Below are 21511 nucleotides of genomic sequence, written 5' to 3'. Positions count from 1 at the left end.
GGTGGGGCCGGCTGCAACGCGGTCAACACGATGATTCTGTCCAAGCTGGACCGCGTGGACTTCATCGCCGCCAACACGGATATCCAGGCGTTGGCCGCCAGCAAGGCGCCCACGCGGCTGCAGCTGGGCCAGACGCTGACCAAGGGCCTGGGCGCCGGCGCCAACCCGGAGATGGGCCGCGAGGCCGCGCTGGAGTCGCGAGACCAGATTGCCGCGGTGCTCGAGGGCGCCGACATGGTCTTCGTCACGGCGGGCATGGGCGGCGGCACCGGCACGGGCGCGGCGCCCATCATCGCCGACATCGCCAAGAGCCTGGGTTGCCTCACGGTGGGCGTCGTCACCAAGCCCTTCCTCTTCGAGGGCAACAAGCGCCGCAAGCAGGCCGAGCAGGGCATCGTCGAGCTCAAGGCCGCAGTGGACACGCTCATCACCATTCCGAACCAGCGCCTGCTGTCGCTCTCCAACGAGCCAATGCCGCTCTTGGAGACCTTCAAGCGCGCCGATGAGGTGCTGCTGAATGCCGTGCAGGGCATCAGCGACCTCATCCAGTACCACGGCTACATCAACGTCGACTTCGCCGACGTGAAGACCATCATGAGCGACAAGGGCCTGGCGCTCATGGGCACCGGGCACTCGTCCGGCGACAAGCGCGCGCTCACCGCCATGCAGCAGGCCATCTCCAGCCCGCTGCTGGAGGACGTCTCCATCGACGGCGCCACGGGCCTGCTCATCAACATCACCGGCGGTCGGGACATGACGCTCCAGGAGGTCAACGAGGCGTTGACCCTGGTCCACGATGCGGCGGACAGCGAGGCGGAGATCATCTTCGGCTCGCTCATCGACGACCAGATTCAGGATGAGGTGAAAATCACCATCATCGCCACCGGCTTCGTCCACCGCGACGCGCCCAAGGTGCGCACGGTGACGCCGGTGGTCCAGGTTCCCCTGGCGCGGCCCGCGCAGCAGTCGGTGCTCATCCACAGCGTGCGCGAGGAAGTGGCCAGCCTGGTGCCTGCCAAGAGTGGCGCTTCCCGTCCGCTGGCGGCCGTGGACAACAACAAGTCCGTCAGCAACCGGACCGCCGTGGTGAAGGACTCCGCGCTCCCCCTGGACGAGGACCAGTTCGACATCCCCACCTTCCTGCGCCGCCAGGGGCAGACCGAGCTGCCGTAGCCGTCAGGCGACGTGGGGCTCAGCGGGCGGGCAACCGCGCCACGCTCGCCTCGTCACGCCCGGCCAGCTTGTCCGCGCGGGTGAAGAGGGTGTCCAGCTCTTCATACAGCGCGTCGATGCGCTCCTGCTTGCGGGGCGCCGGAATCACGCCGCCACCGGCCAGCTCCTCCAGCCGGGCACTGGCGCGCTGCAGCAACTGGAGCGCCTTGAGGAGCGACAGCCCTCGGCGCGTACCCTCCTGGGTGAAGAGCGTGCCGCTCTGCGTGAGGGCTTCGAGCGTGCCTCGGACGCTGCGGACGCGGTCCGACTGGCGGGTCCGGTAGAGGTCCAACCGACGCGCGCGGCGAGCGCCATGGAGGTCGACCACGCCAACGCCGGTGCCTGAGGAAGAGGTGGGCTTCACGGTGTGGCAAGGTACGTCATGCCTTTGTAGAGCCGCAAATTTACTGGACTGTAGGGACCTGTTGCACGCCTGCCCGCGCCCTTGTCAGGGAGGGGGGCGGGGGTTAGGTTCGCCGCCCTTCCGCACACGAGGGCACGCGCCATGTTCCAGAAGTTGCTCATCGCCAACCGGGGAGAAATCGCCCGTCGCATCGGCGCGGCGGCCCGGCAGATGGGGCTCAAGACGGTGGCCGTGTACTCGGACCCGGACGCGGAGCTGCCGTTCGTGAAGGAAGCGGACGAGGCCGTGCGCATCGGCCCCGCTCCGGCGAAGGACAGCTACCTGAGCATCCCGGCGATTCTCGAGGCCGCGAAGAAGACGGGCGCCCAGGCCGTGCACCCCGGCTACGGGTTTCTGTCCGAAAACGGAGAGTTCGCCCAGGCGTGCCAGGACGCGGGACTCATCTTCGTGGGTCCGCCGCCGGAGGCCATGGCGCGGATGAAGGACAAGAGCCAGGCGCGCAAGCTGGTGTCCGCGGCGGGCGTCCCCGTGGTGCCCGGCAGCGAGGGTCTGGTGCCGGACGTGGCCACCGCGCTGGCCGAGGCCGAGCGCATTGGCTACCCGGTGTTGTGCAAGGCCGCGGGCGGCGGCGGCGGCATCGGCATGGCGGCGGCGAACAACCCCGCCGAGCTGGAGAAGGTGTTCCGCCAGTGCACGGACCGGGCGAAGTCCGCCTTCGGCCGTGAGGGCGTGTACCTGGAGCGCTACTTCCCCGCGCCGCGCCACATCGAGGTGCAGATTCTGGGAGATCACCACGGCCACCTCATCCACTGTCTGGAGCGCGAGTGCTCCATCCAGCGGCGCCACCAGAAGGTGGTGGAGGAGGCGCCGTCCGTGCTGTTCGCGGACGGGAAGAACGCGGAGCTGGCCCAGACGCTCTTCACCGCGGCCGTGACAGCGGCCAAGACGTTCGGCTACGCCAACGCGGGCACGGTGGAGTTCCTGTACTCGGACGGACAGGTCTACTTCATCGAGATGAACGCGCGGCTCCAGGTGGAGCACCCGGTGACGGAGCTGACCACGGGGCTGGACCTCATCGGCTGGCAGCTGCGCATCGCCGCGGGCGAGCACCTCACGGTGAAGCAGGAGGACGTGAAGCGGCGCGGGGCGGCGCTGGAGTTCCGCATCTACGCGGAGGACCCGGTGAAGTTCTTCCCGTCACCGGGGCCGCTGAAGGTGTTCCAGCCTCCCACGGGCGAGGGCGTGCGCCTGGACGCGGGCTATGCCGAGGGCAACACCGTCACGCCGAACTACGACCCGCTCATCGCCAAACTCATCATCTCCGGCGCCACGCGCGCGGAGGCGATTGAGCGCTCGGTGACGGCGCTTCAGTCCTTCCGCATCGAAGGCATCAAGACGAACATCCCGCTCCACCTGCGAATCGTTCAGGATGCGGCCTTCAAGGCCGGCGAGCTGGATACGCATTTCCTGGAGCATCACGCGAAGCCGGCGTAGTGGCAGGCTCCCGCTTCATCACCCCTTTGGAGGAACGGACTTATGGCGGACGTTGCGGCGCATATCACCGGCACCGTGTGGAAGATCGAGGTGCAGGTCGGCCAGCAAGTCAAAGAGGGCGACACGCTGGTCATCCTCGAGTCCATGAAGATGGAGATGCCGGTGGAGACGACCGAGGCCGGCACCGTGAAGGAGATTCGGTGCAAGGAGGCTCAGTCCGTCAACGAGGGTGATGTCCTCGTGGTGCTCGGGTAGTCGTGGTGGAGCCCTCGGTGGAGGTGGAAGACCGCGAGGGCGGCGTTCGGGTGTTGACGCTGTCCAACCCGGCCCGGCGCAACGCGCTGAATGACGCGATGCTGGCCCGGTTGGACGCGGCGCTGGAGCCCGCGCCACACGTGCGGGTGCTGCTGGTGCGGGGCGCGGGTGGCACCTTCTGCGCGGGCTACGACTTGACGCACCTGGGGCCCCCGGGTGCGGACGGGCGCCTGCCGGATGACGCGCTGGTGGAGTGTCTGCTCAAGCTGGAGCACCACCCCGTGCCCAGCGTGGCGCTGGTGCAGGGGGCGGCCGTGGGCGCGGGCTTCGACCTGGCGGCCTCGTGCGACTTCCGGGTGGGCGCGCCGGACACCGTCTTCCTCATGCCCCCGGCGAAGCTGGGCATCGTCTACTCGCCGGAGGGCCTGGCGCGGGCGACGCGCCTGGTGGGCCTGTCCCGGGCGAAGCAGCTCTTCCTCACGGCGCGGAAGCTGGATGCGCGTGAGGCGCTGGACTGGGGACTGCTCGACGCGTGCGAGGACGACGCGGAGGCCCGGGCCTTCGCGCTGTGCGCGACGCTGGCGGGCCATGCACCGGGCGCGGTGTCGGGGATGAAGGAGTCCTTCGGGCTGCTGTCGCGGGCGCCACTGCGTGACGCGGAGCAGGCGAGGCTCAGAGCGCTTCGCGCGACGGCGTTTGGGAGCGAGGACGCGAAGGAAGGGCGTGCGGCCTTCCTGGAGAAGCGTCCGCCCCGCTTCACCGGCCGCTAGTCACGCGGCCGGCGAGGCGGTTTCGGGGCTTCAGGTGTCGCCGAACAGCTCGCCCATGCGCAGCTGCAGCGCCGAGGCAATCTTGTAGAGCGACGAGATGGACGCGGAGGACTCCGCGCGTTCAATCTGGGACAGCAGTGACACGGACAGGCCGGTGCGTCGCGCGAGCTGCTTGAGCGTGAGCTCCTGCGTCTTGCGCGCGTCGCGGATGGTGCGACCGATGGCGCGGTGCAGGTCCGCCTCCGGGTCCTGGGACAAGCCCTTCTTCTGAAGGGCGTTGCGGACCGCGGTGATGAACTGCTCCGGCTCCATGGGCTTCTTGACGTAGTCAGAAGCCTGGGCCTTGAGCGAGGCGACCGCCGTATCCACCGTGGGGTACGCGGTGGCGACGATGACGGCAACGTCCGTATCGTACTTGCGGATCAGCTCAAGCACCTCGGTCCCCGACATCTGCGGCATCATCATGTCGAGGATGACGAGGTGGAAGTCGGAACCTCGGAGGATCTCCACTGTCTGCGTGGGGTCCGTCGTGGTCACGACCTCGTAGCCTTCGCGGGTCAGCACCAGCTTGAGGTAGTCGCAGTTGTCCTGCTCGTCATCAACCACCAGGATGCGAATCTGCACAGCGTCTCCTCGCTGCAGGTGAACTTCGTCGAGCTGGGGCTCGGGGAGGGGGCGAGCACGCGCAGCCGATGGGGGGATGGTTCTCCTCCCTGGTTTTACTGCTTTCTGCCGTCGTAGTCTTTCAGTTGTGACTCGACGCCCTTGCGATAGGGATGGTCGGCCGGAGCGAGTTCCAGGAACCTCCGGTAGTGCTTCGCGCCGTCGTCAATCTCGTCGAGCCGGGCTTTGGCGATGCCCAGCATGAGATGGCAGTCGGGGTTCTCTCCATCCAGCTTGGCGCATTGGTCCGCGACGGCGAGCGCCTCTCGGTACTTCTGCTTCTTGATGAGCGCGCCAGCACGCGCCACGAGCTGACCGGTCTGCTCGTTGAGCGCGTCCGCGGCGTTGGCAACAGGCGGGGGCTCTTCCTTCCCGGCGGCCGGCACCGCCGCCGGAGGAGGCTTCGCCCTGGCCGCTTCGAACTCCTTCAGCTTCGCATCGTACTGGGCCTTCAGCGACGTATACCGCGCGATATAGAGCTTGGTCTTTGCGCTGGCTTCGAGCGGCGCCTTCGCCTCATCGGGCCTGTTCGCATCCAGCGCCTGCTTGGCCTTGTTGAGTTCGGTCTCGACGACCTCTTCGACCGCCACGTCGTCCAGGACCTTCTTCGCGTCGCGGGGGTATTTTCCGTCCGCGCCGCGGGTCTTCTCCAGCTCGGTCCGGGCGCCCTTGAAGTCCAGGGCATCGAACGCCTTGAGCGCCGCGGCCATGAGCTCTTCGGTCGTCGGCTTCACCGGCTCGGGCGGGGTCTCCGGAGGGGCCGTCGTCCCGGTCTGCGCCGTCGGCGGAACCCGGGTGTCCTCGGGCGGCTTCACGGGAGGGGCGGGCGGAGGCTCCACGGGCTGGGTCGGCTGAGCAACCACCGGGTCCTGGATGGGCTGATTGCCCTGGCCCTGCTTGGACATCCAGAACGCGACGCCACCACCGCCCAGGAGCAGGGCGATGAGCCCGGCCACCAGCGGCATCTTCGACATGCCGCCTTCGCTGGCGGGAGCGTCCTCGCCGTCGCCGGCATCCCCCGCGCCCATGAAGCGCAGCTTCACGTGACCCAGCTCGACGATGTCGCCGCTGTTCAGGGTGGCCTGGGCGTAGCTCTCGCCGTTGACGGTCATCCCGTTCGCCGACTGCATGTCGATGACGCGCCACTCACCCGTCGCCTCGCGCACCAGCTTGGCGTGGGTACGTGACAGCGAACGATGGTCCAACGTGATGTCGTTGTCGTCCGTGCGACCGATGCGCAGCTCGGTCCGGATGCACGCGAACTCCTGGCCCCGCAGTTCGTCCGGGGTCAGCACCACCAGCCGGGGCGCATCCTTTGTATCGATGTCCTCCAACTTCCGGGGCCGGTCGGCCTCGACATGATCCAACCGGATGATGGAGGTCGAGTTCCGCCGCTTGTCCGCGGAGGCTTGGGATGGGGGCGTGTGGTCGTGCTCGTCGCCGTCTCCAGGTGCCTCCTCCTCACTCTCCGAGCGGTCAGGCTCCTCGGGCTCGGCTTCCTGCCGGCGTGTGGGTACCTTGGTGGTGATGGGGCCAACGGCATTCGCGGCGCCCTCGGCCTGGAGTGCCAGGTCGTAGTCGCCAATCTGGATCAGATCGCCCTCACTGAGGGGCGACTGACCAGCGATGCGCTCTCCGTTGATCCGGGTGCCATTATAGCTACCCAGATCCTCCACCACGACATGGCCGTTCAACCGCACCAGTCGTGCGTGACGACGAGACACGTTACGTTCGGTCAGGCGGATGGTGTTTCCCTCCTGACGTCCGATGGTGATCTCGTCGCGCACGAAGGGAACAACGGTCTTGCGCCCCTCGTCGTCTTCGATGATGAGCTTCAGCACGGGTCCGATCCGCGTACAGTCATAGCAGAACGGCCTTTCAACGCACAAGTCATGCATCCCCCTCAAATGACAGGGCTTTCTCCCCAGGAGGCGGGGCAGCCGGGTCTGTTGTCCATCGGTCAATCGGCCGGCCAAGGGAGCGCTCGTCCGATTCCCTGGGTCACCCTGGCCCTCGCGGGGCTCCTGGTGGCTGTCCACGGGGTCCTCGTTGCCCTGGGTCCCGTCGACGTGGACGCGCTGGTGCGTTGGGGCGCGAAGGCGGGGCCGCTGGTGCTCGAGGCGGGGCAGGTCTGGCGGCTCTTGTCGGCCAACCTGCTGCACCGGGATGCGCTGCACCTGGCGCTCAATGTCACCGTGCTGGTGGCGGCGGGGACGGCGCTCGAAAGAGCCTGTCGCCGTCGTGACTATGTCGCGCTGCTCATCGCCACCGGACTGACCACGATGGCGAGTTCACTCGCCTGGTCGGGCGCGGTGAGCGTGGGTGCCTCCGGGCTCGTCTATGGATGCATGGGCGCGCTGCTGGTGCTGGGCCGGCGTCACCGCTCGCGCCCGGGTTTCCGCGTGCGGTGGCTCTCCGGGGAAAGCGCGCTTCCAACGGTGCTCGTGTTTCTCTGGATGGGTTGGACCTCCGTGGGCGTGGACAACGCGGGGCACCTGGGTGGACTGGTGGCCGGGTTGCTGGCGGGAGCGTTCCTGGATCCACGCGATTCCGAGCGGGCCTCTCGGACGAGTCTGGCGAGGCCGCTGGCAGGGGTGCTCGCGGCGCTGTTCGTGGCGGGCGGGGTGGTGATGGAGCGCTCGGGCTGGCGCGTGGAGCGGGACGACGGGTTCGGCGTCGCGGTGGCGATGCCCGAAGGCTGGCGGGGCGAGGTGGACGGGCAGGGACGGAGGACCTTCTCCAATGGATTGCCCGGACTGGGGCGCGCCACGTTCTCCGCGGAGGCCATCGAGGCGGGTGAGCCCGTGGATGGTCTGGCGCAGGCCCGGCACTTCCACGACGAGACGCTGCCCTTGGGAGCGCCCGGACCCGAGGGGCGGACGTTGTCGGTGCAAGGGCCGTCGCGGACGCTGGTGGGAGGACGTGTCGCGCAGCGGCTGCGCGCGGAGCTCGAAGGGCCCGATGGAGGGCGCCACCTGCTCGCCTTCTTCGTGCCTCGGGGAGAGTGGGTCTACCGCCTCGTCTTCACCTGGCCCGCGCGGTGGCCCGCGTATCAGGAGGTCGTGGGCCGGATGGTGGCGGAGCTGCGCTTCGACGAGCCTTCGGTGCTGCGCGAGGCGCGAGGGCGGGCGCTGCTGTCGCCCGGAGCACCTGGACCTCAGCGGGAGCTGGGCGCGGTGTTGCGGCGGCTGGGGTTGTCGCGGGAGGCCGTTACTCCGCTCGCGGAGGCGGTGCGTTTGTCACCCTCGCACGTGGGTGCTCGGGTGGAGCTCGCACGCGCGCTGCTTGATGCCGGTCGCGTGGAGGAGGGGTGTCACGCGGCGGACGAGGCCCAGGTCTATGGCCCCTCGGACACGGGGGCGCTGGAGGCGGGCGTACGGTGCGAGCTGGCCCGGGGCGCGCTTCCCCGGGCCTTGGAGAGACTGGAAGAGGCGCGCCGCGTGGACCCGCAGGATGCGCGTCTGCGGGCCGCCGAAGCCGCGCTGAGGACGGTGCTGGAAGCGTCTCCGTCCTCGATGCCCCGAGAGACCTCGGGTCCAACGCCGCGCTGACGCGTTGGCTCCGAGGCTTCCCTCGGGAAGCCATGGGCTCTCGGTGAGCGCGCCCGGCCTCAGTCCTCGTCCTTGAGCAGGAAGTCGTTGTTGATGACCTTGAACGACAGCCTGCCGCCCAGCGTGGGCGAGTGCCGCTCGACGAGCGGGCGGATGACGATGCCCTCCTTGCGGTTCTTCGTGCCCGGGTAGAGGCCCTGGGCGAGCCGCAGGTAGTGCTCCAGTCCCTGGTCAAACGTTCGCGCGGCCTCGCCCGTGACGACGTGCTCCACCGGCACCGTGCGCAGCCCGTGCCGCGCGCAGAACGAGACGAAGTCCGCATGGCCCAGGAACTGTCCCGTCCGGGTGTCATGAACGCTGAAGACGAACAGGTCCACCTCGGCGAGCCCCAGTCGGTTCTTCTGGATGCCGGGGCCACACAGCTCCCCCTGGATGGCGAAGCCCGGGGGCAACGCGGTGTCCAGCGAGTACCGCTTCGCCACGGTCCACGCCCGGCTCGTTCCGGGTCGCAGAGACCAGTTCCGGGAGCACGCCACCAGCGGGCCGTCGAGCGGCTTGAAGAACGTCGCGGAAGTCCCATCCAGCTTCGTCGTCACGAAGAAGTCGTGGCCTCGAAGCTCGTCCAGGACGCCGAGCGCCGACTGCAGGCGGATTTCATCCGTCCTCGGCACCTCGCCCGGGAAGGGCCCGGCCACGTCGCTGCCCTCGGGCGGTGCCGGCTCGTACTTCACGACCCCCAGGCTGTCGCGCACGTCCGTGCCCTCGGGGGGCACCGCGCCCTCCAGGATGGAGGTGGGCAGCGCGAGCCCCTGGGACAGCACGCCCCGCAGTCGCGCGGTCTTCACGCGAAAGCTCCGGGCCCTGAGGAACTCCGCCCAGGGCGCGCCCTCCGGAAGCTGGCTGTCGATTTCGAAGAAGACGCACGCGTCACCGGGGGCGAACTCGCCCTTCCTCACCACCACGTCCCAGCCCATCACCCGTGCCTTCAGGATGTTGTCGGCTCCGGGGATGGCCTCCAGGTGGTCGATGCGCTGAATCGAGACGAGCTTTCTCTCCATGACGGGACCTCCCTCCTCGCCACCGGCGAGGGCCGGGGCTCCCGAGCGACGCCCTGGAAGGCTCCGGCTGACGGTGCCTCGATATCAGGAATCCCTGGGCTTCGGGCACGGCGGACTCACCACCGCGCGCTGAAGGCTCGCACCACGATGCCCGCGCCGAGCGTCCACTCGTCACGGCGCGAGAGGCCCGCGTCACCCACGACGTAGCCACCAGAGAGCCGCAGCGCCACGGGTTGGTCCGCCACGGCGAGGAACACGCGCTCCAGGGAGGCATCGGCGCGGGCGCGGAAGTCCGTTCCACCTTCGAGGCCAAGGGTCCACCCCGCGAGCCCCGAGGCACGAAGGGCCCACAGTCCATCTTCGCTCTCCAGGCCCAGGTCGAACATGAGCGAGGTGAAGGGAGACAGCGCGTGCTCGGTGGTGTCTCCCGCGCGGCGCAGCGTGTGGCTCGCCACCGGGCCGAAGCCGAGCCAGGCGCGCCCGGTCTCCGAGCGCAGCGGGTCGACAAGGAGCCCCATGCGCCCCGTCTCCAGCGTCCACCCCGGACCTTCCCACTCGCGCCGCTCCAGGTGCGCGGCGCGCAGCGCCACCGTCACGTCGAACGGGAAGGGGATGCGCACTGGCCGCGCGGTGGGAATCAGGATGAAGCCTTCCTCCAGGTGGCGACGCAGCAGTCCGTCATAGGCGGTGAAGCCCCAGCCTCGCCGCTCGCCATCCCAGAGGTCCACGCCGAGGAGTCGGTGGTTGGTGAACCAGGGCGTGCCCTTGCTGCGGCTGGTGCGCCCGGTGCGGATGCGCACGCTCGAGTGCAGCGTCAGCGCCCCCACGCCGTCGCGCACCGTCGCGCCCGTGCCCACCACCCAGCCATCCCCGGGGTCGAAGCAGGTGGGAAACGGCTCGCCCCTCGAGTCCGTGGGGAGACACGGGTCCGGTGACGGAGGGCCCGCGCCTGGCGCCGAGGCCAGGAGCAATGCGAGTCCAAGCGCGAGCACGTTCAATCCCGGGCCTTTTCGGCGATGGGCGCGGAGCGGCGCGCGGGAGCCCACAGCGAGAAGCGCAGGCCCGCCGAGGCGGACCACTCCCAGCGCTCCGGCAGGAAGGCGATATCGTTGCGCCACACCCCGCGCGCGTCCGCGACCAGGCTCAGCGGCTGGTCATTGATGGCCAGCAGGATGAGCTCGTAACCGGCGGAGAGCCTGAGCCGCTCGGGCCTGAGCGGACGACCCTCCACGGCGCGCGACAGGAGCACCTTCTCCGCCTCCACGCCGAAGCGCAGGTGGTGGAACCCATCCCGGTCCAACGTCAGGTTGCCTTCGAGCGCCGCGCCGGGCACCAACGTGCTGATGCCGTTCTCGTAGTCGCGCTCCGCGGAGGGACCCGCGCGCACGCGCACGTAGGACACCAGGTCTCGCGAGTGCCACAGGTCCAGGGTGGCGTGCAGGGTGCCCCAGGTGAGGAACCCACCCCGGGCCTCGCCGCGCTCCAGGTCCTCCACGCGCAGCGTCTCCAGCCACACGCCCAGGTTGATGCTGACGTCGTACCGTCGCGGCTCACCGAAGAAGGTCGTTATCCGGAAGAGCGGCTCATCGCGCTCGACGCTGAAGTCGTAGCGCAGCAGCGAGAAGTCGATGGAGGGCTCGCCGAGCGACAGCTCCGTCTCCAGGAAGTGCAGCCGGTGCAGCCGCTTGCGCGCGGCCAGCTCCAGCGCGATGCCGAAGTCCAGGCGCACGCGGTCCTCGCGCGCCTCGTCGCCGGGCCACAGCGGGCTCCAGGCGCCGCCCAGCCAGACGCGCCGGTGCAGGTCGAAGTTGAACTGCATCACCCGACCGCGCTCGTCGCGATACCAGCCCGGTGGCGCGTCCGCGATGGAGGGTTCCAGCCGGTACGTGCGCAGCTCCTCGTTCGGGACGGGCGCGGCTTCCTCGGGGACGCAGGGACGCACCCGCTCCAGGAAGCGCTCCGTCTCCTGGCCGTCGACATCCAGCTCGCGGCGCGGGGTGATGAGACAGCGACGCTGCTCGTGACTGCACTGTGCGCGCCACTGACCGGAGGGCACGTTCGGCGTCGGCGGCAGCTCCAGGCACAGCGCGGGCCGCTCCGAGTCCTGGAAGGGCAGCGGCACGGCGGGCGGCTGGATGATGGGTGGCGCGACCTCGGCGGGGGCGACCTCAACGGGGGTAACCTCAGCGGGCGGGCCACCCTCCACCTGCCCCAGGAGCAGGGCACAACCCAACGTCACCGCGGACACGAGCATGGAGCCTCCAAATCTGGACGGGGGCGGGCAATACAAGGCCCGTGCCCCCGCTCGCCCGGCGGGCTCCCTCCATGTGGGCCTCCCACCTTCGTGCAGGCTCCTGCACAATGGCGCGCACGCTGCCTCACGGTGTGCCTCCGGCGGAGGTCGACCGGCGAGGGTGGCGGGGATATAAGGCCGCGTCCTGCCCGTGGTGCGCAGGCAACCGCCCGAAACGACTCAAGGAGCCCTTCACCCGTGGCGAGCGACGGCGAACAGCAGGAACAGCAGCAAGAGCAGACCTTCGCCGAGGCCATTCTCGGCAAGGAGACCTTCTCGGCGCGGTGGATGCAGCGGTGGCTCGCGCTCTCCGCCACCACCCGGGTGGTGTTTTCGACGGCCCTCTTCGCGGGCCTGCTCTTCATCCCCTACCTGGGCGCGGTGGGCCTGTGGGACTGCTGGGAGACCCACTACGGCGAAGTGGCGCGGATGATGATCGTCCGCCGCGACTACCTGTATCCCTTCTGGGAAAACGCCTGGTTCTTCTCCAAGCCGCCGCTGACCATGTGGATGCAGGCGCTGGGCATGCAGGTGGTGGGCACGGTGCGCTCGGGAGGCCAGCTCGGGCTGTACACCGAGTGGGGCATGCGCGTGCCCTTCGTGGCGCTGAGCATCACCGCCGTGACGCTCCTGTCCCTGGCCGTGTCGCGCGTGGTGAACCGCCGCGCGGGCCTGGCCACCGGCTTCGTGCTGGCCACCATGCCGCTGTACTTCCTGCTCACGCGGCAGACGGTGACGGACACGCCGTTCGTCACCACGTTCGTCTGTGCGATGGCGTGCGCGCTCATCGGCCAGCTCGATGACACGACGAAGCACCGCGCCGCCTGGTGGTACGGCTTCTATTTCTTCGCGGGCCTGTCCACGCTGGCCAAGGGCCTGTTGGGCGTGGGTCTGCCCGCCGTCATCCTCGTGCTCTACGCGGCGCTGGCCGTCATGCCCTGGGACGGGCCGAGCCTCGATGCGCACCTGCGCTGGCTGACGGACGGAGGCTTCCGCAAGGACGTCCGAGAGGGCCGCCAGCCCATGCCGGTGCTGTGGGCGCAGATGCACAAGATGCACCTGGGCACGGGCATCCTCGTGTTCTTCGCGGTGGCCGCGCCCTGGTACGTGGTGATGTCCCTCTTCAAGAGCGTGGACGACGAGGGCAAGCTCTTCTGGTACCGCTTCTTCGTCCACGACCACCTCAACCGCCTCACCGCGGGCGTGCACACCACCACGCCGGGTGGCACGTTCATCTACTTCATCGAGCAGGGGGGCTTCGGCATCTTCCCCTGGGTGGCCCTGCTGCCCGGCGCCTTCGCCATCATCGCGAAGCTGAAGCTGCGCTCGGAGAAGAAGGCGGACCACCTGGCCATCATCGCCGTGGTGTGGGTGGCCTTCTCCTTCTGGCTCCTGGCCTCCAGCGCCACCAAGTTCCACCACTACGTCTTCCCCGTCCTGCCCGGCCTCGCGGTCCTCATCGCGCTCTTCATCGACCGGCTCTGGGAAGAGGGCATCTCCGCGCACGCGGTGAGCCTCATCTTCGGCCTGGTCCTCTTCGTCCTCGTCGGCAAGGACCTGGCGGAGAACCCGAAGAACTTCACCGACCTGTTCGTCTACAACTACGACCGGCCCTATCCGCAGGACCTGGTCACCAAGCCCATCGCGTTCTTCTCCCGCGCGCTCTGGACGGGCGACCTCGTCACGCTGGTGCTGCTCGCCTTCGGCGTCTACCTGTCGTTCGATGCGTTCTCGCCCAAGACGCGTGAGAAGGTGACGCCGGGCTCGCGCGCGGTGGCGCTGCTCATGCTCCTGGGTGGCGCGGCCACGCTGGCCGCGGTGGCGTCCGGCGCGAAGGTGTCCGCGACGGGGCTGGTGGGCGTGGCGGTGGCGGTGGTGGGCGGCTTCCTCGGGTGGCAGTCGCTGCGCCCGAAGACGGAAGGTCGCGCGTCGCTCCAGGCCCTGGCCGCGGTGCTGGCGCTGGCGGGCGTGGTGCTGGCGGTGCGCGGCTTCAAGAATCCCGCGGGTGAGGACTCGCTGCTGCGCTCGCTGTCGGAGCCCGTCAACATCAAGGGTGCGCTGGGCTTCGTCTTCGCGGTGGCGGGCGCCATGGCCGTCGTGGCGACGCTGATGCGGGCGCGGGTGATGTTGTTCGGCACCTTCTGGGTGCTGGCCGCCGGCTTCGCCCTCTGGTTCAACTGGAACCACTGGGTGGACCTGTCCCACCACTGGACGCAGCGAGACCTCTTCTGGCGCTACTACTCGCAGCGGCAGGAAGGCGAGCCCATCGTCGCGTACCTGATGAACTGGCGCGGCGAGACGCTCTACTCCAGCAACACCGTGGAGCAGTACCGCAGCGGTGACTACAACGCGAAGCTGCGCTCGCTCGTCGCGCGGCCCGGACGCGAGTGGGTGCTCGCCGAGCAGAAGATGCTCTCCTCGCTGCGCAGCGCGGTGGGCGCGGACAAGGTCGTCACCCCGGTCGACAAGGACATCAACAACAAGTTCGTCCTGGTGACCATCGATTGAGCGGCATCGACGTCCGGGGTCTGGGCAAGCGCTTCGGCGAACGCGTCGCCGTGGAGGGGCTCACCTTCCACGTGCGGCCTGGTGAGGTGTTTGGCCTGTTGGGGCCCAACGGCGCCGGGAAGACGACGACGGTGCGCATGCTCACCGGTCTGTTGACCCCCAGCGAGGGCGAGGCCGTGGTGTGGGGCCACCGCGCGGACCGCGACGGCGAGGGGCTGCGCAAGGTGGTGGGGCTGCTCACCGAGCAGCCCGGTCTCTACGAGCGGCTCACCGCCCGGGAGAACCTGCGCTTCTTCATGAAGCTGCACGAACTGGACGAGTCCAAGGCGTGGCCGCGCACGCAGCACTACCTGGAGCGCTTCGGACTGGGAGGCCGCGAGGAGGAGCCGGTGGGTGGCTTCTCCAAGGGCATGCGCCAGAAGCTCGCCATCGTCCGCACCCTCGTGCATGACCCTCGCGTCATCTTCCTGGACGAGCCCACCAGCGGCCTGGACCCGGAGTCCGCGCGCACCGTGCGCGACGCTGTCGCGGAGCTGGCATCGGAGGGACGCACGATTGTCCTCTGCTCGCACAACCTCTCGGAGGTGGAGCGGTTGTGCGAGCGCGTCGCGGTGGTGAAGCGGCGGCTGCTCCTGATGGGGCCGGTGCGGGAGCTGCGGCGCTCGGGGCAGTCGCTGGACGTGCGGGTGGACGGCGAGGCGGAGCGCTTCCGCAACGCGCTGACGTCGCTGCCCTTCGCGCCCAACGTACTGGCCGAGGGCATGCGGCTGCGCGTCATGCTGGAGGACGAGGCCCACGCGCCGGACGTGCTGGCGTGCCTGGTGGGCGCGGGCGCGCGCGTGCACAGCGCGGTGCCGGCGCAGCGGCCCCTGGAAGAGGTGTACCTGGACCTGCTTCGTGAAGAGGGCGCTTGAGCCATGGCATTCCGTCCCCGTCGAGCCCTGGCCGTGTTCTGGAAGGACTTCCTGGACCTGCGCAAGAACGTGGGGCTGCTCGTCTCCATGGCGGTGCTGCCGGCCGTCATGGTGCTGGTGCCCATCGTCGTCGTGTGGACGTACGTCAACACGCCGAACAGGGCCGACCTGCGCAGCGTGGCCCAGTTCTATGACCCCACGCTGCCCTTGGGTGCGAGCGCGGCGCGCTTCCTCATCGACAAGACGCTCACCGACTGGTTCGGGCTGTTCCTCGTCATGCCCGTCTTCGTCCCCATCCTCATCGCGTCCCAGAGCGTCGCGGGCGAGAAGGAGCGGCGCACGCTGGAGCCGCTGCTCGCCTCGCCGGTGACGGCCGCGGAGCTGGTGGCGGGCAAGAGCCTGGCGGCGCTGGTGCCCGCGGTGGTGATTACCTGGGTGGCCTTCATCATCTTCTGCGTGGGCGTGGACATCGTCGCGTGGCCGATGGTGCAGGGACCCTTGATGCCCAACGCCCTGTGGACCTTCGGCGTGCTGGTGATTGCCCCGCTGTTCGCCTTCTTCGGCAACGGCGTCGCGGTGCTCATCTCCGCGCGGGTGAGCGAGGCCCGCATGGCACAGCAGATTTCGGCCCTGGTCGTCCTGCCGCTCGTCGGCATGGTGGGCGGGCAGGTGGCCGGCGTCCTGAAGGCCGGGCTGGGCTTCTATGCGCTCCAGGGCGCGGTGGTGCTGGTCCTGGACGTGGTGCTCCTCTTCGCCAGCATCCGCCTGCTGGACCGCGAGCGCCTGGTCAGCCGCTGGGGCTGAAGTCTCCCCGGGAGGCCTCCCACCCGTTCACCGGCGGCCACCCCAGGGCCGCCTGGCGGGCGAGCGGCTAGGCAATCGCCAGTGAAACTGGCATCTTCCAGGGAGGGCTGCCGGGCGGAAAGCGGGCGCGCTTTCGTCACGGACGCCATGTTCTTAGAGAGGGTCGGGTGGGGGCGCGGATTTGCCGGCCACCATGGCGGCCACGGAGGCGCTGACTAGCAATGGGTATCTTCGACACCATCAAGGGTGAGGCGAAGCGCAACTTCATCGCTCGCGCGGACACGGCGAAGGGGGAGATCATCTACAAGTATCCGGAGAACAACATCCGGATGCTCACCCAGCTGACCGTCGACGCCGATGAGGTCGCCCTCTTCGTCAAGGACGGCAAGGTCGAGGGCAAGCTGGGGCCCGGCCGTCACCAGCTCGACTCGAACAACATCCCGTTCCTGTCCGCGCTCGTGGAGAAGTTCACGGGTGGCAACCTCTTCGTCACCGAGGTCTTCTTCGTCTCCGTCCGCGAGTTCGCGGGCGTGAAGTTCGGCGGGCCCATTGGCGACGTTCGGGACCCGGAGACGGGCCTGGGCATCGGCACCATGGTGTACGGCGACTTCTCCATCCGCGTGACGGACCCGGAGAAGCTCGTGGTGGGCCTGGTGGGCATGGGCCGCTCCAGCAACGAGGAGCTGCTGGGCTGGTTCAAGAACCAGGTGCTCAAGGTGACGAGAGATCGCATCGCCGAGCTGCTGGTGAAGAAGCGCTGGCCGCTGCTCGACGTGACGAGCGGTGCGTACACCGAGGAAATCGAGACCGAGGTCATCAGCGGCCTGAAGCCCCACGTGGACGGCTACGGCCTCACCGTGGTGCGGATGGGCAACTTCCACGTCAGCATCAAGGAGGAGGACGAGGGGACGCTGAAGAAGCTCTCCAAGGACGTCGCCTACTCCCGGCTGGCCGGTGGCTTCCAGCAGTACGCGCAGGGCCAGGCGATGCTGGGCGCGGCCGAGGGCATGGCCAAGGGCGGTGACGGCAGCGGCTCCGGCAACGCGCTGGGCGGCATGGGCATGGGCATGGGCTTCGGAATGGCCCAGCAGTTCATGAACCAGCAGGGCCAGCAGCAGCGCCCCCAGGAGCCCGCGCAGCAGGCGGCTCCCGCCGACACGCGCAGCCCCGCGCAGCGCCTGAAGGAAATCAAGGAGCTGAAGGACGCCGGCGTCCTCTCCGACGAGGAGTACAACGCCAAGCGCGCGGAGCTGATGAAGCTCCTGTAGTCCGCTCGGGAGGAAGTCCTCCCGGCACACCGTCAAGGGCCTCCGTCCCCATGTGGGCGGAGGCCCTTCGTGTTTCTAGCGGCCGTCGCCGGTGCCCGCCTTGGGCGGAAGCGTGGGGCCCTGCTGCGTCCCCTGCGGCGCGGTGAACTCCTCCAGCCCCGGAGGCGGCGCGGGCTGGGTGAAGCCCTCCAGGCCGGGCGCCGCGGGGAGGATGCTGTCCTCCACGCCCTCCAGGTTCAGCCGGATGGGCACCTGGAGCGTGGTGCCCAGGCGCAACAGCAGCACGTCCGGTTCGATGCCCTTCTCGCCAATGGCCTCGGCCACCTCGCGCGAGGACAGCGCGTTGCCCTTCGCCCACAGCGCCTTGAGGAACTCACCCGACTGCGGCGCGTGCCACCACGCGGGGCCGAAGCGCGCCTTGAGCTGCGCCTGGAGCTGGCCCGCGAGGAACCACGCGCGGAAGCTGTCCGCCGACTGGAAGAAGTCCTCCTGGTCCACCAGGTAGCGCGCGGTGTCCTCGTCCGTCATCGGGATGTCGTCGGTGCGCGACATGACCTGGCGGTACAGCTCCTTCGGGTCCACCTCCACGCGCCGGTGCAGCTCCAACTGGTACAGGAGCCGGCCCGCGGCGTGGCGGATGAGGTACAGCTTGTGCGCGCTGGAGGCCGCAAGGTACTGCGAGCGCTGGTCTCCACTAACGCCCGCGTGCTCCTCCAGCCACACCGGGTCCTCCAGCAGGTCCTCGAAGAGCGACGAGTACGCCTCGCCCACCGTGGGGTTGCCCAGCCGCGCCAGCTCGAAGCGCGTCTCCTTGGTGAATGCCGAGTGCAACGCGTGCCCGAACTCGTGCAGTACGCGCGCCTGATGCAACACGCCCGAGCCCGGCTTGAAGGACAGCCGCACGTCGTCCGGCACGCGCACCGCCAGGGCCAGCGGCCGGGTGTTCTTGCGCGGCAACTCCCGCGCGTCGATTTGAACGTTCTTCAGCTCGGCCAGGTCCAGGCCCATCCCCGACAACGTGCCGTGCGCCTTGAGCAGGGACTCCCCCTTCGGGAAGGCGTCCTCCACCTCGCGCGAGCGGAACAGCCGGGGGATGTCCGCGCGGGTGATGTCCTTGAAGGGCACCCCCAGCTCACGCTGCGCGAGCCTCTCCATCACCAACCGGTACGGCGCCTGCGTGGCCTGGAGGATCTCCTCCGCCAGCACGCTCAACTTGCCCAGGTCCGCCTGCCGCAGCTCGCTGCCGAAGGCCTCGTACGAGGGGAAGCCCAGCTCCTTCACCAGCTCCTCGGCGCGCTCCTCCTTGCGGCGCAGCGTCTGATTGAGTCGCTCCAGCGGAGGCGTCGCCGCCGTGTACAGCGCCTTGCGCCGCGCCGCGCTCCGCTCGTTGGCGAGCAGCCGCTCCAAATCCCGGTAGCGCAGCTCCTTGCCGTCGACGGTGAAGGTGAGTGACGCCTCCAGGTTGGCGGACGCGTCGTTGTACTCGGCCAGCGCGTGCGACAGGTACTCGCCGGCGAAGTGCGAGTGCAGCGCGGTGAGGGCGCGCACCTCGCGCGGGTCCTGCGTGAGCTGCCGCAGACGGTCCACCTTGCGGATGTTGTCGAGCGTGAAGAGGTCCTCCTGGCCCGCATACGTCCCGGAGACGTCCACGTGGCGGCCCTCCGTCCAGAACACCCAGACGAGCCGGTGCTGCGCCTCCAGCAACGTCTCCGCTCGCGAGGCCAGCGCGCGCACGTCCGTCGTCAGGCGCTGCTCCTCCGTGGGAGGCTGCCGGGAGTCGGCGGGGGGCCCCTTGGGGCAGGCGCTGAGGCAGAGGGCAACAGCGAGGAGGAGGGGAATCCTTGGGTGCATGTCGGGCCTCATGTTACTTCCGCCAGGCCCATGCCCAACCTTTCTCAATGGCGGGCCGCCCGGGGACGCCAGGCCCTCTACTCCGCCCTTCGACGTTTCTTCGTCGCCCAGGGGTATCTGGAGGTGGAGACGCCGTTGCTCATCCCCACGCCGGGAATGGAGCCGCACATCAACGCCTTCGAGGCGGGCTTCATCCCCGAGACGGACGTCGGCACCGCGCGCACCCTCTATCTGCACACCAGCCCCGAATACGCGATGAAGCGTCTGCTCGCCGACGGGGCCGGCCCTCTCTTCCAGCTGTGCAAGGTGTTCCGGAACGGCGAGGTCTCCGCCACGCACAATCCGGAATTCACGATGCTGGAGTTCTACCGGCCCCAGGCGGACTACCACGCCATCATGGCGGACCTGGAAGGCGCGCTCGCTGAAGCGGGGCGCTCCACCACGGAAGGCGAGCCCGGCGCCGACCCGGCCTTCTTCACGCGCACGCCCTACGAGCGCCTGACGGTGCGCGACGCCGTGCTGCGCGCGACAGGGGTGGACATCCGCGTGCACTCGGACGGGCCCTCGCTCAAGCGGGCCGCCGAAGCCGCTGGCGTGCGGACGGGCGACGCGGAGAGCTTCGATGACGTCTTCTTCCACCTCTTCCTGCAACGCGTGGAACTCGGGCTGGGCCACGAGCGGCCCACGTTCCTCATCGAGTACCCGGCGTCCATGGCGGCGCTCTCTCGCCTGAAGCCCGGGGACGCCTCGGTGGCGGAGCGGGTGGAGCTGTACGCGAAGGGCCTGGAGCTCGCGAACGGGTTTTCCGAGCTGACGGACGCAGCCGAGCAGCGGGCGAGGTTGCTCGAGGAACAGGACCTCAGGCGCAAGCTGGGGCGTTCCGTGTATCCTTTGGACGAACGGTTCCTTGACGCAGTAGGTCGAATGCCGCCCTCGGCGGGAATCGCCGTGGGGCTCGACAGAATCCTGATGCTGCTGCTCGGGGTCCAGCGCATCTCGGACGTGCTCCTGTTCCCCGCCCACGAGTTCGTGTGATTCGAGACATCGTCCGGACGGCGTTCGCGGGTGTTTCAGCAGTGGGCCTGACGGGGGTGTTCTCCTCGGTCATCTCCGCGTTGTCGGTGGGAGGCGCGCACCGGGAGGCGGACAAGGCCCTGAGGGTCTGGGCGCGGGGCGTGCTGGCGTCGGCGGGTGTGCGTCACGAGGCGGTGGGGCTGGAGCACATTCCCACGGAGGGCCACGTCGTCTTCGTGTGCAACCACCAGTCGCACTACGACGCGCCGCTGAACATGGCGTACGTGGAGACGCACACGCGCTTCGTGGCGAAGGCGGAGCTGTTCAAGATTCCGGTGTTCGGCGCGGCGCTGCGGCGGGCGGGCAACATCCCCGTGGCGCGCAGCGGCGGCAGTGAGGACCGGGCCCGGTTGGAGGAGGCCGTGACGGCGCTGCGCGAGCGGGTGAGCGTGCTCTTCTACGCCGAGGGCACCCGCAGCGAGGACGGACGGCTGCGGCCGTTCAAGAAGGGGGCCGCGACGCTCGCCATCCAGGCGGGCGTGCCGGTGGTGCCCATGGCGGTGTCGGGGACGCGGCTCATCCTTCCCAAGGGAGGACGGGCGGTGCAGTGGGGCCAGCGCGTGGCGCTGGTGGTGGGCAAGCCCATCCCCACGCAGGGCCTGACGATTGAAGACCGCGACGCGCTCACGGGCGAGCTGGAAGACGCGGTCGCGCAACTCTACTCCGAGGCGTGCAGGCGCTCGGGAGACGTACCCACATGAAGAAGTCAGCACCTCAGAAGTCGTTCGCGGCTCATCCCTGGCACGGCATCACCCCCGGGAACGAGTCTCCTGAAATCGTCACCGCCTATATCGAAATCGTCCCCACGGACGCGGTGAAGTACGAGATGGACAAGGAGTCAGGCATCTTGAAGCTGGACCGGCCGCAGCGGTTCAGCAGCCAGTGCCCGACGCTGTACGGCTTCATTCCCCAGACATACTGCGACGAGTTGGTGGCGAAGCGCTGCGCCGAGCGCACGGGCGTGAAGAACATCCAGGGCGATGGGGACCCCATCGACATCTGCGTGCTGACGGAGAAGGTCGTCAGCAATGGCAACCTCCTGGTGCGCGCGGTGCCCATCGGCGGCTTCCGGATGATCGACGGCAACGAGGCGGACGACAAAATCATCGCGGTGCTCGAGTCCGACCTGGTCTACGGAGAGCTGCAGCACATCGCCCAGCTCCCGCGTCCGCTGCTGGACCGTCTCAAGCACTACTTCCTCACCTACAAGCAGATTCCCGGTGAGGGAAAGCGCAGCGTCGAAATCGCGGAGGTCTACGACAGGCCGGAGGCGATGGAGGTCATCCGCCGGAGCATGAAGGACTATGACCGTGTCTACGGTCAGTCCCCTTCGACGCCGGTGCGCAGCCGCACGCGTCGCCCCGCTCGGAAGTCCCGCGCGTCCTGACGTCGAAGCCACGCGCGGAAGCGGGAGTGAGTCCCGCTCCGCGTC

Annotated in this window: 19 protein-coding genes; 12 read left to right on the top strand and 7 right to left on the bottom strand. The window is 69.0% G+C overall.

Annotation, left to right across the window (positions count from 1 at the left end; translation table 11 throughout):
* On the top strand, window positions 1–1173 hold a 1173-nt coding region (ftsZ, locus tag HR086_RS14385), incomplete at its 5' end, for a cell division protein FtsZ (RefSeq protein ID WP_174465915.1).
* Window positions 1174–1192: 19 nt separating this feature from the next.
* Here ftsZ and HR086_RS14380 read toward each other — a convergent pair.
* On the bottom strand, window positions 1193–1576 hold the full coding sequence (locus HR086_RS14380; RefSeq protein ID WP_246137771.1) for a hypothetical protein: 384 nt from the start codon (window positions 1574–1576) through the stop codon (window positions 1193–1195).
* Between the two features lie 141 nt (window positions 1577–1717).
* Here HR086_RS14380 and HR086_RS14375 point away from each other — a divergent pair, with 141 nt between their 5' ends.
* Genes HR086_RS14375 through HR086_RS14365 form a run of 3 tightly spaced genes read left to right on the top strand, consistent with a single transcriptional unit; the run spans window position 1718 to window position 4095 of the window.
* Complete coding sequence (locus tag HR086_RS14375) at window positions 1718–3070, top strand: acetyl/propionyl/methylcrotonyl-CoA carboxylase subunit alpha (protein ID WP_174453142.1); 1353 nt, start codon at window positions 1718–1720, stop codon at window positions 3068–3070.
* A gap of 42 nt (window positions 3071–3112) precedes the next feature.
* Window positions 3113–3325: a biotin/lipoyl-binding carrier protein gene (locus HR086_RS48500; RefSeq protein ID WP_141648351.1), complete on the top strand. Its 213-nt coding sequence runs from the start codon at window positions 3113–3115 to the stop codon at window positions 3323–3325.
* A gap of 5 nt (window positions 3326–3330) precedes the next feature.
* Complete coding sequence (locus HR086_RS14365) at window positions 3331–4095, top strand: enoyl-CoA hydratase/isomerase family protein (RefSeq protein WP_174461634.1); 765 nt, start codon at window positions 3331–3333, stop codon at window positions 4093–4095.
* A 30-nt stretch (window positions 4096–4125) separates the two neighbouring features.
* Here the strand turns inward: HR086_RS14365 and HR086_RS14360 are convergent, their stop codons facing one another.
* Together HR086_RS14360 and HR086_RS14355 are read right to left on the bottom strand one after the other, a co-directional pair.
* Entirely contained in the window at window positions 4126–4719 is a 594-nt protein-coding gene (locus HR086_RS14360) for a response regulator (RefSeq protein ID WP_141648350.1), read from the bottom strand.
* Between the two features lie 95 nt (window positions 4720–4814).
* Complete coding sequence (locus tag HR086_RS14355; protein ID WP_373564299.1) at window positions 4815–6599, bottom strand: FHA domain-containing protein; 1785 nt, start codon at window positions 6597–6599, stop codon at window positions 4815–4817.
* Window positions 6600–6665: 66 nt separating this feature from the next.
* On the opposite strand from HR086_RS14355, the gene HR086_RS14350 reads away from it, so the two are divergent.
* A complete protein-coding gene (locus HR086_RS14350) occupies window positions 6666–8309 on the top strand; it encodes a rhomboid family intramembrane serine protease (protein ID WP_254626328.1) in 1644 nt (547 codons plus the stop codon).
* Window positions 8310–8368: 59 nt separating this feature from the next.
* On the opposite strand, the gene HR086_RS14345 is transcribed toward HR086_RS14350, so the two are convergent.
* The 3 genes from HR086_RS14345 to HR086_RS14335 form a co-directional block, all read right to left on the bottom strand.
* A complete protein-coding gene (locus HR086_RS14345; RefSeq protein ID WP_174453145.1) occupies window positions 8369–9367 on the bottom strand; it encodes an RNA ligase (ATP) in 999 nt (332 codons plus the stop codon).
* Window positions 9368–9483: 116 nt separating this feature from the next.
* On the bottom strand, window positions 9484–10359 hold the full coding sequence (locus tag HR086_RS14340) for a hypothetical protein (protein ID WP_174465912.1): 876 nt from the start codon (window positions 10357–10359) through the stop codon (window positions 9484–9486).
* A gap of 2 nt (window positions 10360–10361) precedes the next feature.
* Window positions 10362–11621 (bottom strand): hypothetical protein, encoded by a 1260-nt coding sequence (locus HR086_RS14335; RefSeq protein ID WP_174465911.1) that lies wholly within the window; start codon window positions 11619–11621, stop codon window positions 10362–10364.
* Between the two features lie 237 nt (window positions 11622–11858).
* On the opposite strand from HR086_RS14335, the gene HR086_RS14330 reads away from it, so the two are divergent.
* The 4 genes from HR086_RS14330 to HR086_RS14315 all read left to right on the top strand — a co-directional run bounded on the left by HR086_RS14330 (window position 11859) and on the right by HR086_RS14315 (window position 17154).
* A complete protein-coding gene (locus HR086_RS14330; RefSeq protein WP_174465910.1) occupies window positions 11859–14168 on the top strand; it encodes a glycosyltransferase family 39 protein in 2310 nt (769 codons plus the stop codon).
* Window positions 14165–15082: an ABC transporter ATP-binding protein gene (locus tag HR086_RS14325; protein ID WP_141645501.1), complete on the top strand. Its 918-nt coding sequence runs from the start codon at window positions 14165–14167 to the stop codon at window positions 15080–15082. Before HR086_RS14330 ends, HR086_RS14325 begins: the two co-directional genes overlap by 4 nt.
* Before the next feature lie 3 nt (window positions 15083–15085).
* On the top strand, window positions 15086–15886 hold the full coding sequence (locus tag HR086_RS14320) for an ABC transporter permease subunit (protein WP_141645500.1): 801 nt from the start codon (window positions 15086–15088) through the stop codon (window positions 15884–15886).
* Between the two features lie 221 nt (window positions 15887–16107).
* Window positions 16108–17154 carry an SPFH domain-containing protein gene (locus HR086_RS14315; RefSeq protein ID WP_141645499.1) on the top strand — a complete coding sequence of 349 codons (1047 nt, stop codon included), beginning with the start codon at window positions 16108–16110 and terminating at the stop codon, window positions 17152–17154.
* 75 nt (window positions 17155–17229) lie between these two features.
* On the opposite strand, the gene HR086_RS14310 is transcribed toward HR086_RS14315, so the two are convergent.
* A complete protein-coding gene (locus HR086_RS14310; protein WP_174461475.1) occupies window positions 17230–19005 on the bottom strand; it encodes a chromosome segregation protein SMC in 1776 nt (591 codons plus the stop codon).
* A 30-nt stretch (window positions 19006–19035) separates the two neighbouring features.
* Between HR086_RS14310 and epmA the strand changes: the two genes are divergently transcribed.
* The 3 genes from epmA to HR086_RS14295 are packed head-to-tail and all read left to right on the top strand — an operon-like array spanning window position 19036 to window position 21466.
* Entirely contained in the window at window positions 19036–20040 is a 1005-nt protein-coding gene (gene epmA, locus HR086_RS14305; RefSeq protein ID WP_174465909.1) for an EF-P lysine aminoacylase EpmA, read from the top strand.
* Window positions 20037–20780: a 1-acyl-sn-glycerol-3-phosphate acyltransferase gene (locus tag HR086_RS14300; RefSeq protein ID WP_141645496.1), complete on the top strand. Its 744-nt coding sequence runs from the start codon at window positions 20037–20039 to the stop codon at window positions 20778–20780. Before epmA ends, HR086_RS14300 begins: the two co-directional genes overlap by 4 nt.
* Window positions 20777–21466 carry an inorganic pyrophosphatase gene (locus tag HR086_RS14295; RefSeq protein ID WP_174453152.1) on the top strand — a complete coding sequence of 230 codons (690 nt, stop codon included), beginning with the start codon at window positions 20777–20779 and terminating at the stop codon, window positions 21464–21466. The genes HR086_RS14300 and HR086_RS14295 overlap by 4 nt, the downstream gene beginning before the upstream one ends.
* Window positions 21467–21511: the final 45 nt, after the last annotated feature.

Source organism: Myxococcus sp. CA039A (assembly GCF_013336645.1).
Classification (GTDB): Bacteria; Myxococcota; Myxococcia; order Myxococcales; family Myxococcaceae; genus Myxococcus; species Myxococcus llanfairpwllgwyngyllgogerychwyrndrobwllllantysiliogogogochensis.
The sequence above is the reverse complement of the archived record's forward strand: the minus strand, read 5'-3'. Positions and strand labels throughout refer to the sequence as shown.

Coding starts and splice junctions, on each gene's coding strand:
- HR086_RS14310 (WP_174461475.1), bottom strand. CDS start 19,005: ATGCACCCAAGGATTCCCCTCCTCCTCGCTGTTGCCCTCTGCCTCAGC.
- HR086_RS14350 (WP_254626328.1), top strand. CDS start 6,666: ATGACAGGGCTTTCTCCCCAGGAGGCGGGGCAGCCGGGTCTGTTGTCC.
- HR086_RS14345 (WP_174453145.1), bottom strand. CDS start 9,367: ATGGAGAGAAAGCTCGTCTCGATTCAGCGCATCGACCACCTGGAGGCC.
- HR086_RS14295 (WP_174453152.1), top strand. CDS start 20,777: ATGAAGAAGTCAGCACCTCAGAAGTCGTTCGCGGCTCATCCCTGGCAC.
- epmA (WP_174465909.1), top strand. CDS start 19,036: ATGCCCAACCTTTCTCAATGGCGGGCCGCCCGGGGACGCCAGGCCCTC.
- HR086_RS14320 (WP_141645500.1), top strand. CDS start 15,086: ATGGCATTCCGTCCCCGTCGAGCCCTGGCCGTGTTCTGGAAGGACTTC.
- HR086_RS14335 (WP_174465911.1), bottom strand. CDS start 11,621: ATGCTCGTGTCCGCGGTGACGTTGGGTTGTGCCCTGCTCCTGGGGCAG.
- HR086_RS14375 (WP_174453142.1), top strand. CDS start 1,718: ATGTTCCAGAAGTTGCTCATCGCCAACCGGGGAGAAATCGCCCGTCGC.
- HR086_RS48500 (WP_141648351.1), top strand. CDS start 3,113: ATGGCGGACGTTGCGGCGCATATCACCGGCACCGTGTGGAAGATCGAG.
- HR086_RS14315 (WP_141645499.1), top strand. CDS start 16,108: ATGGGTATCTTCGACACCATCAAGGGTGAGGCGAAGCGCAACTTCATC.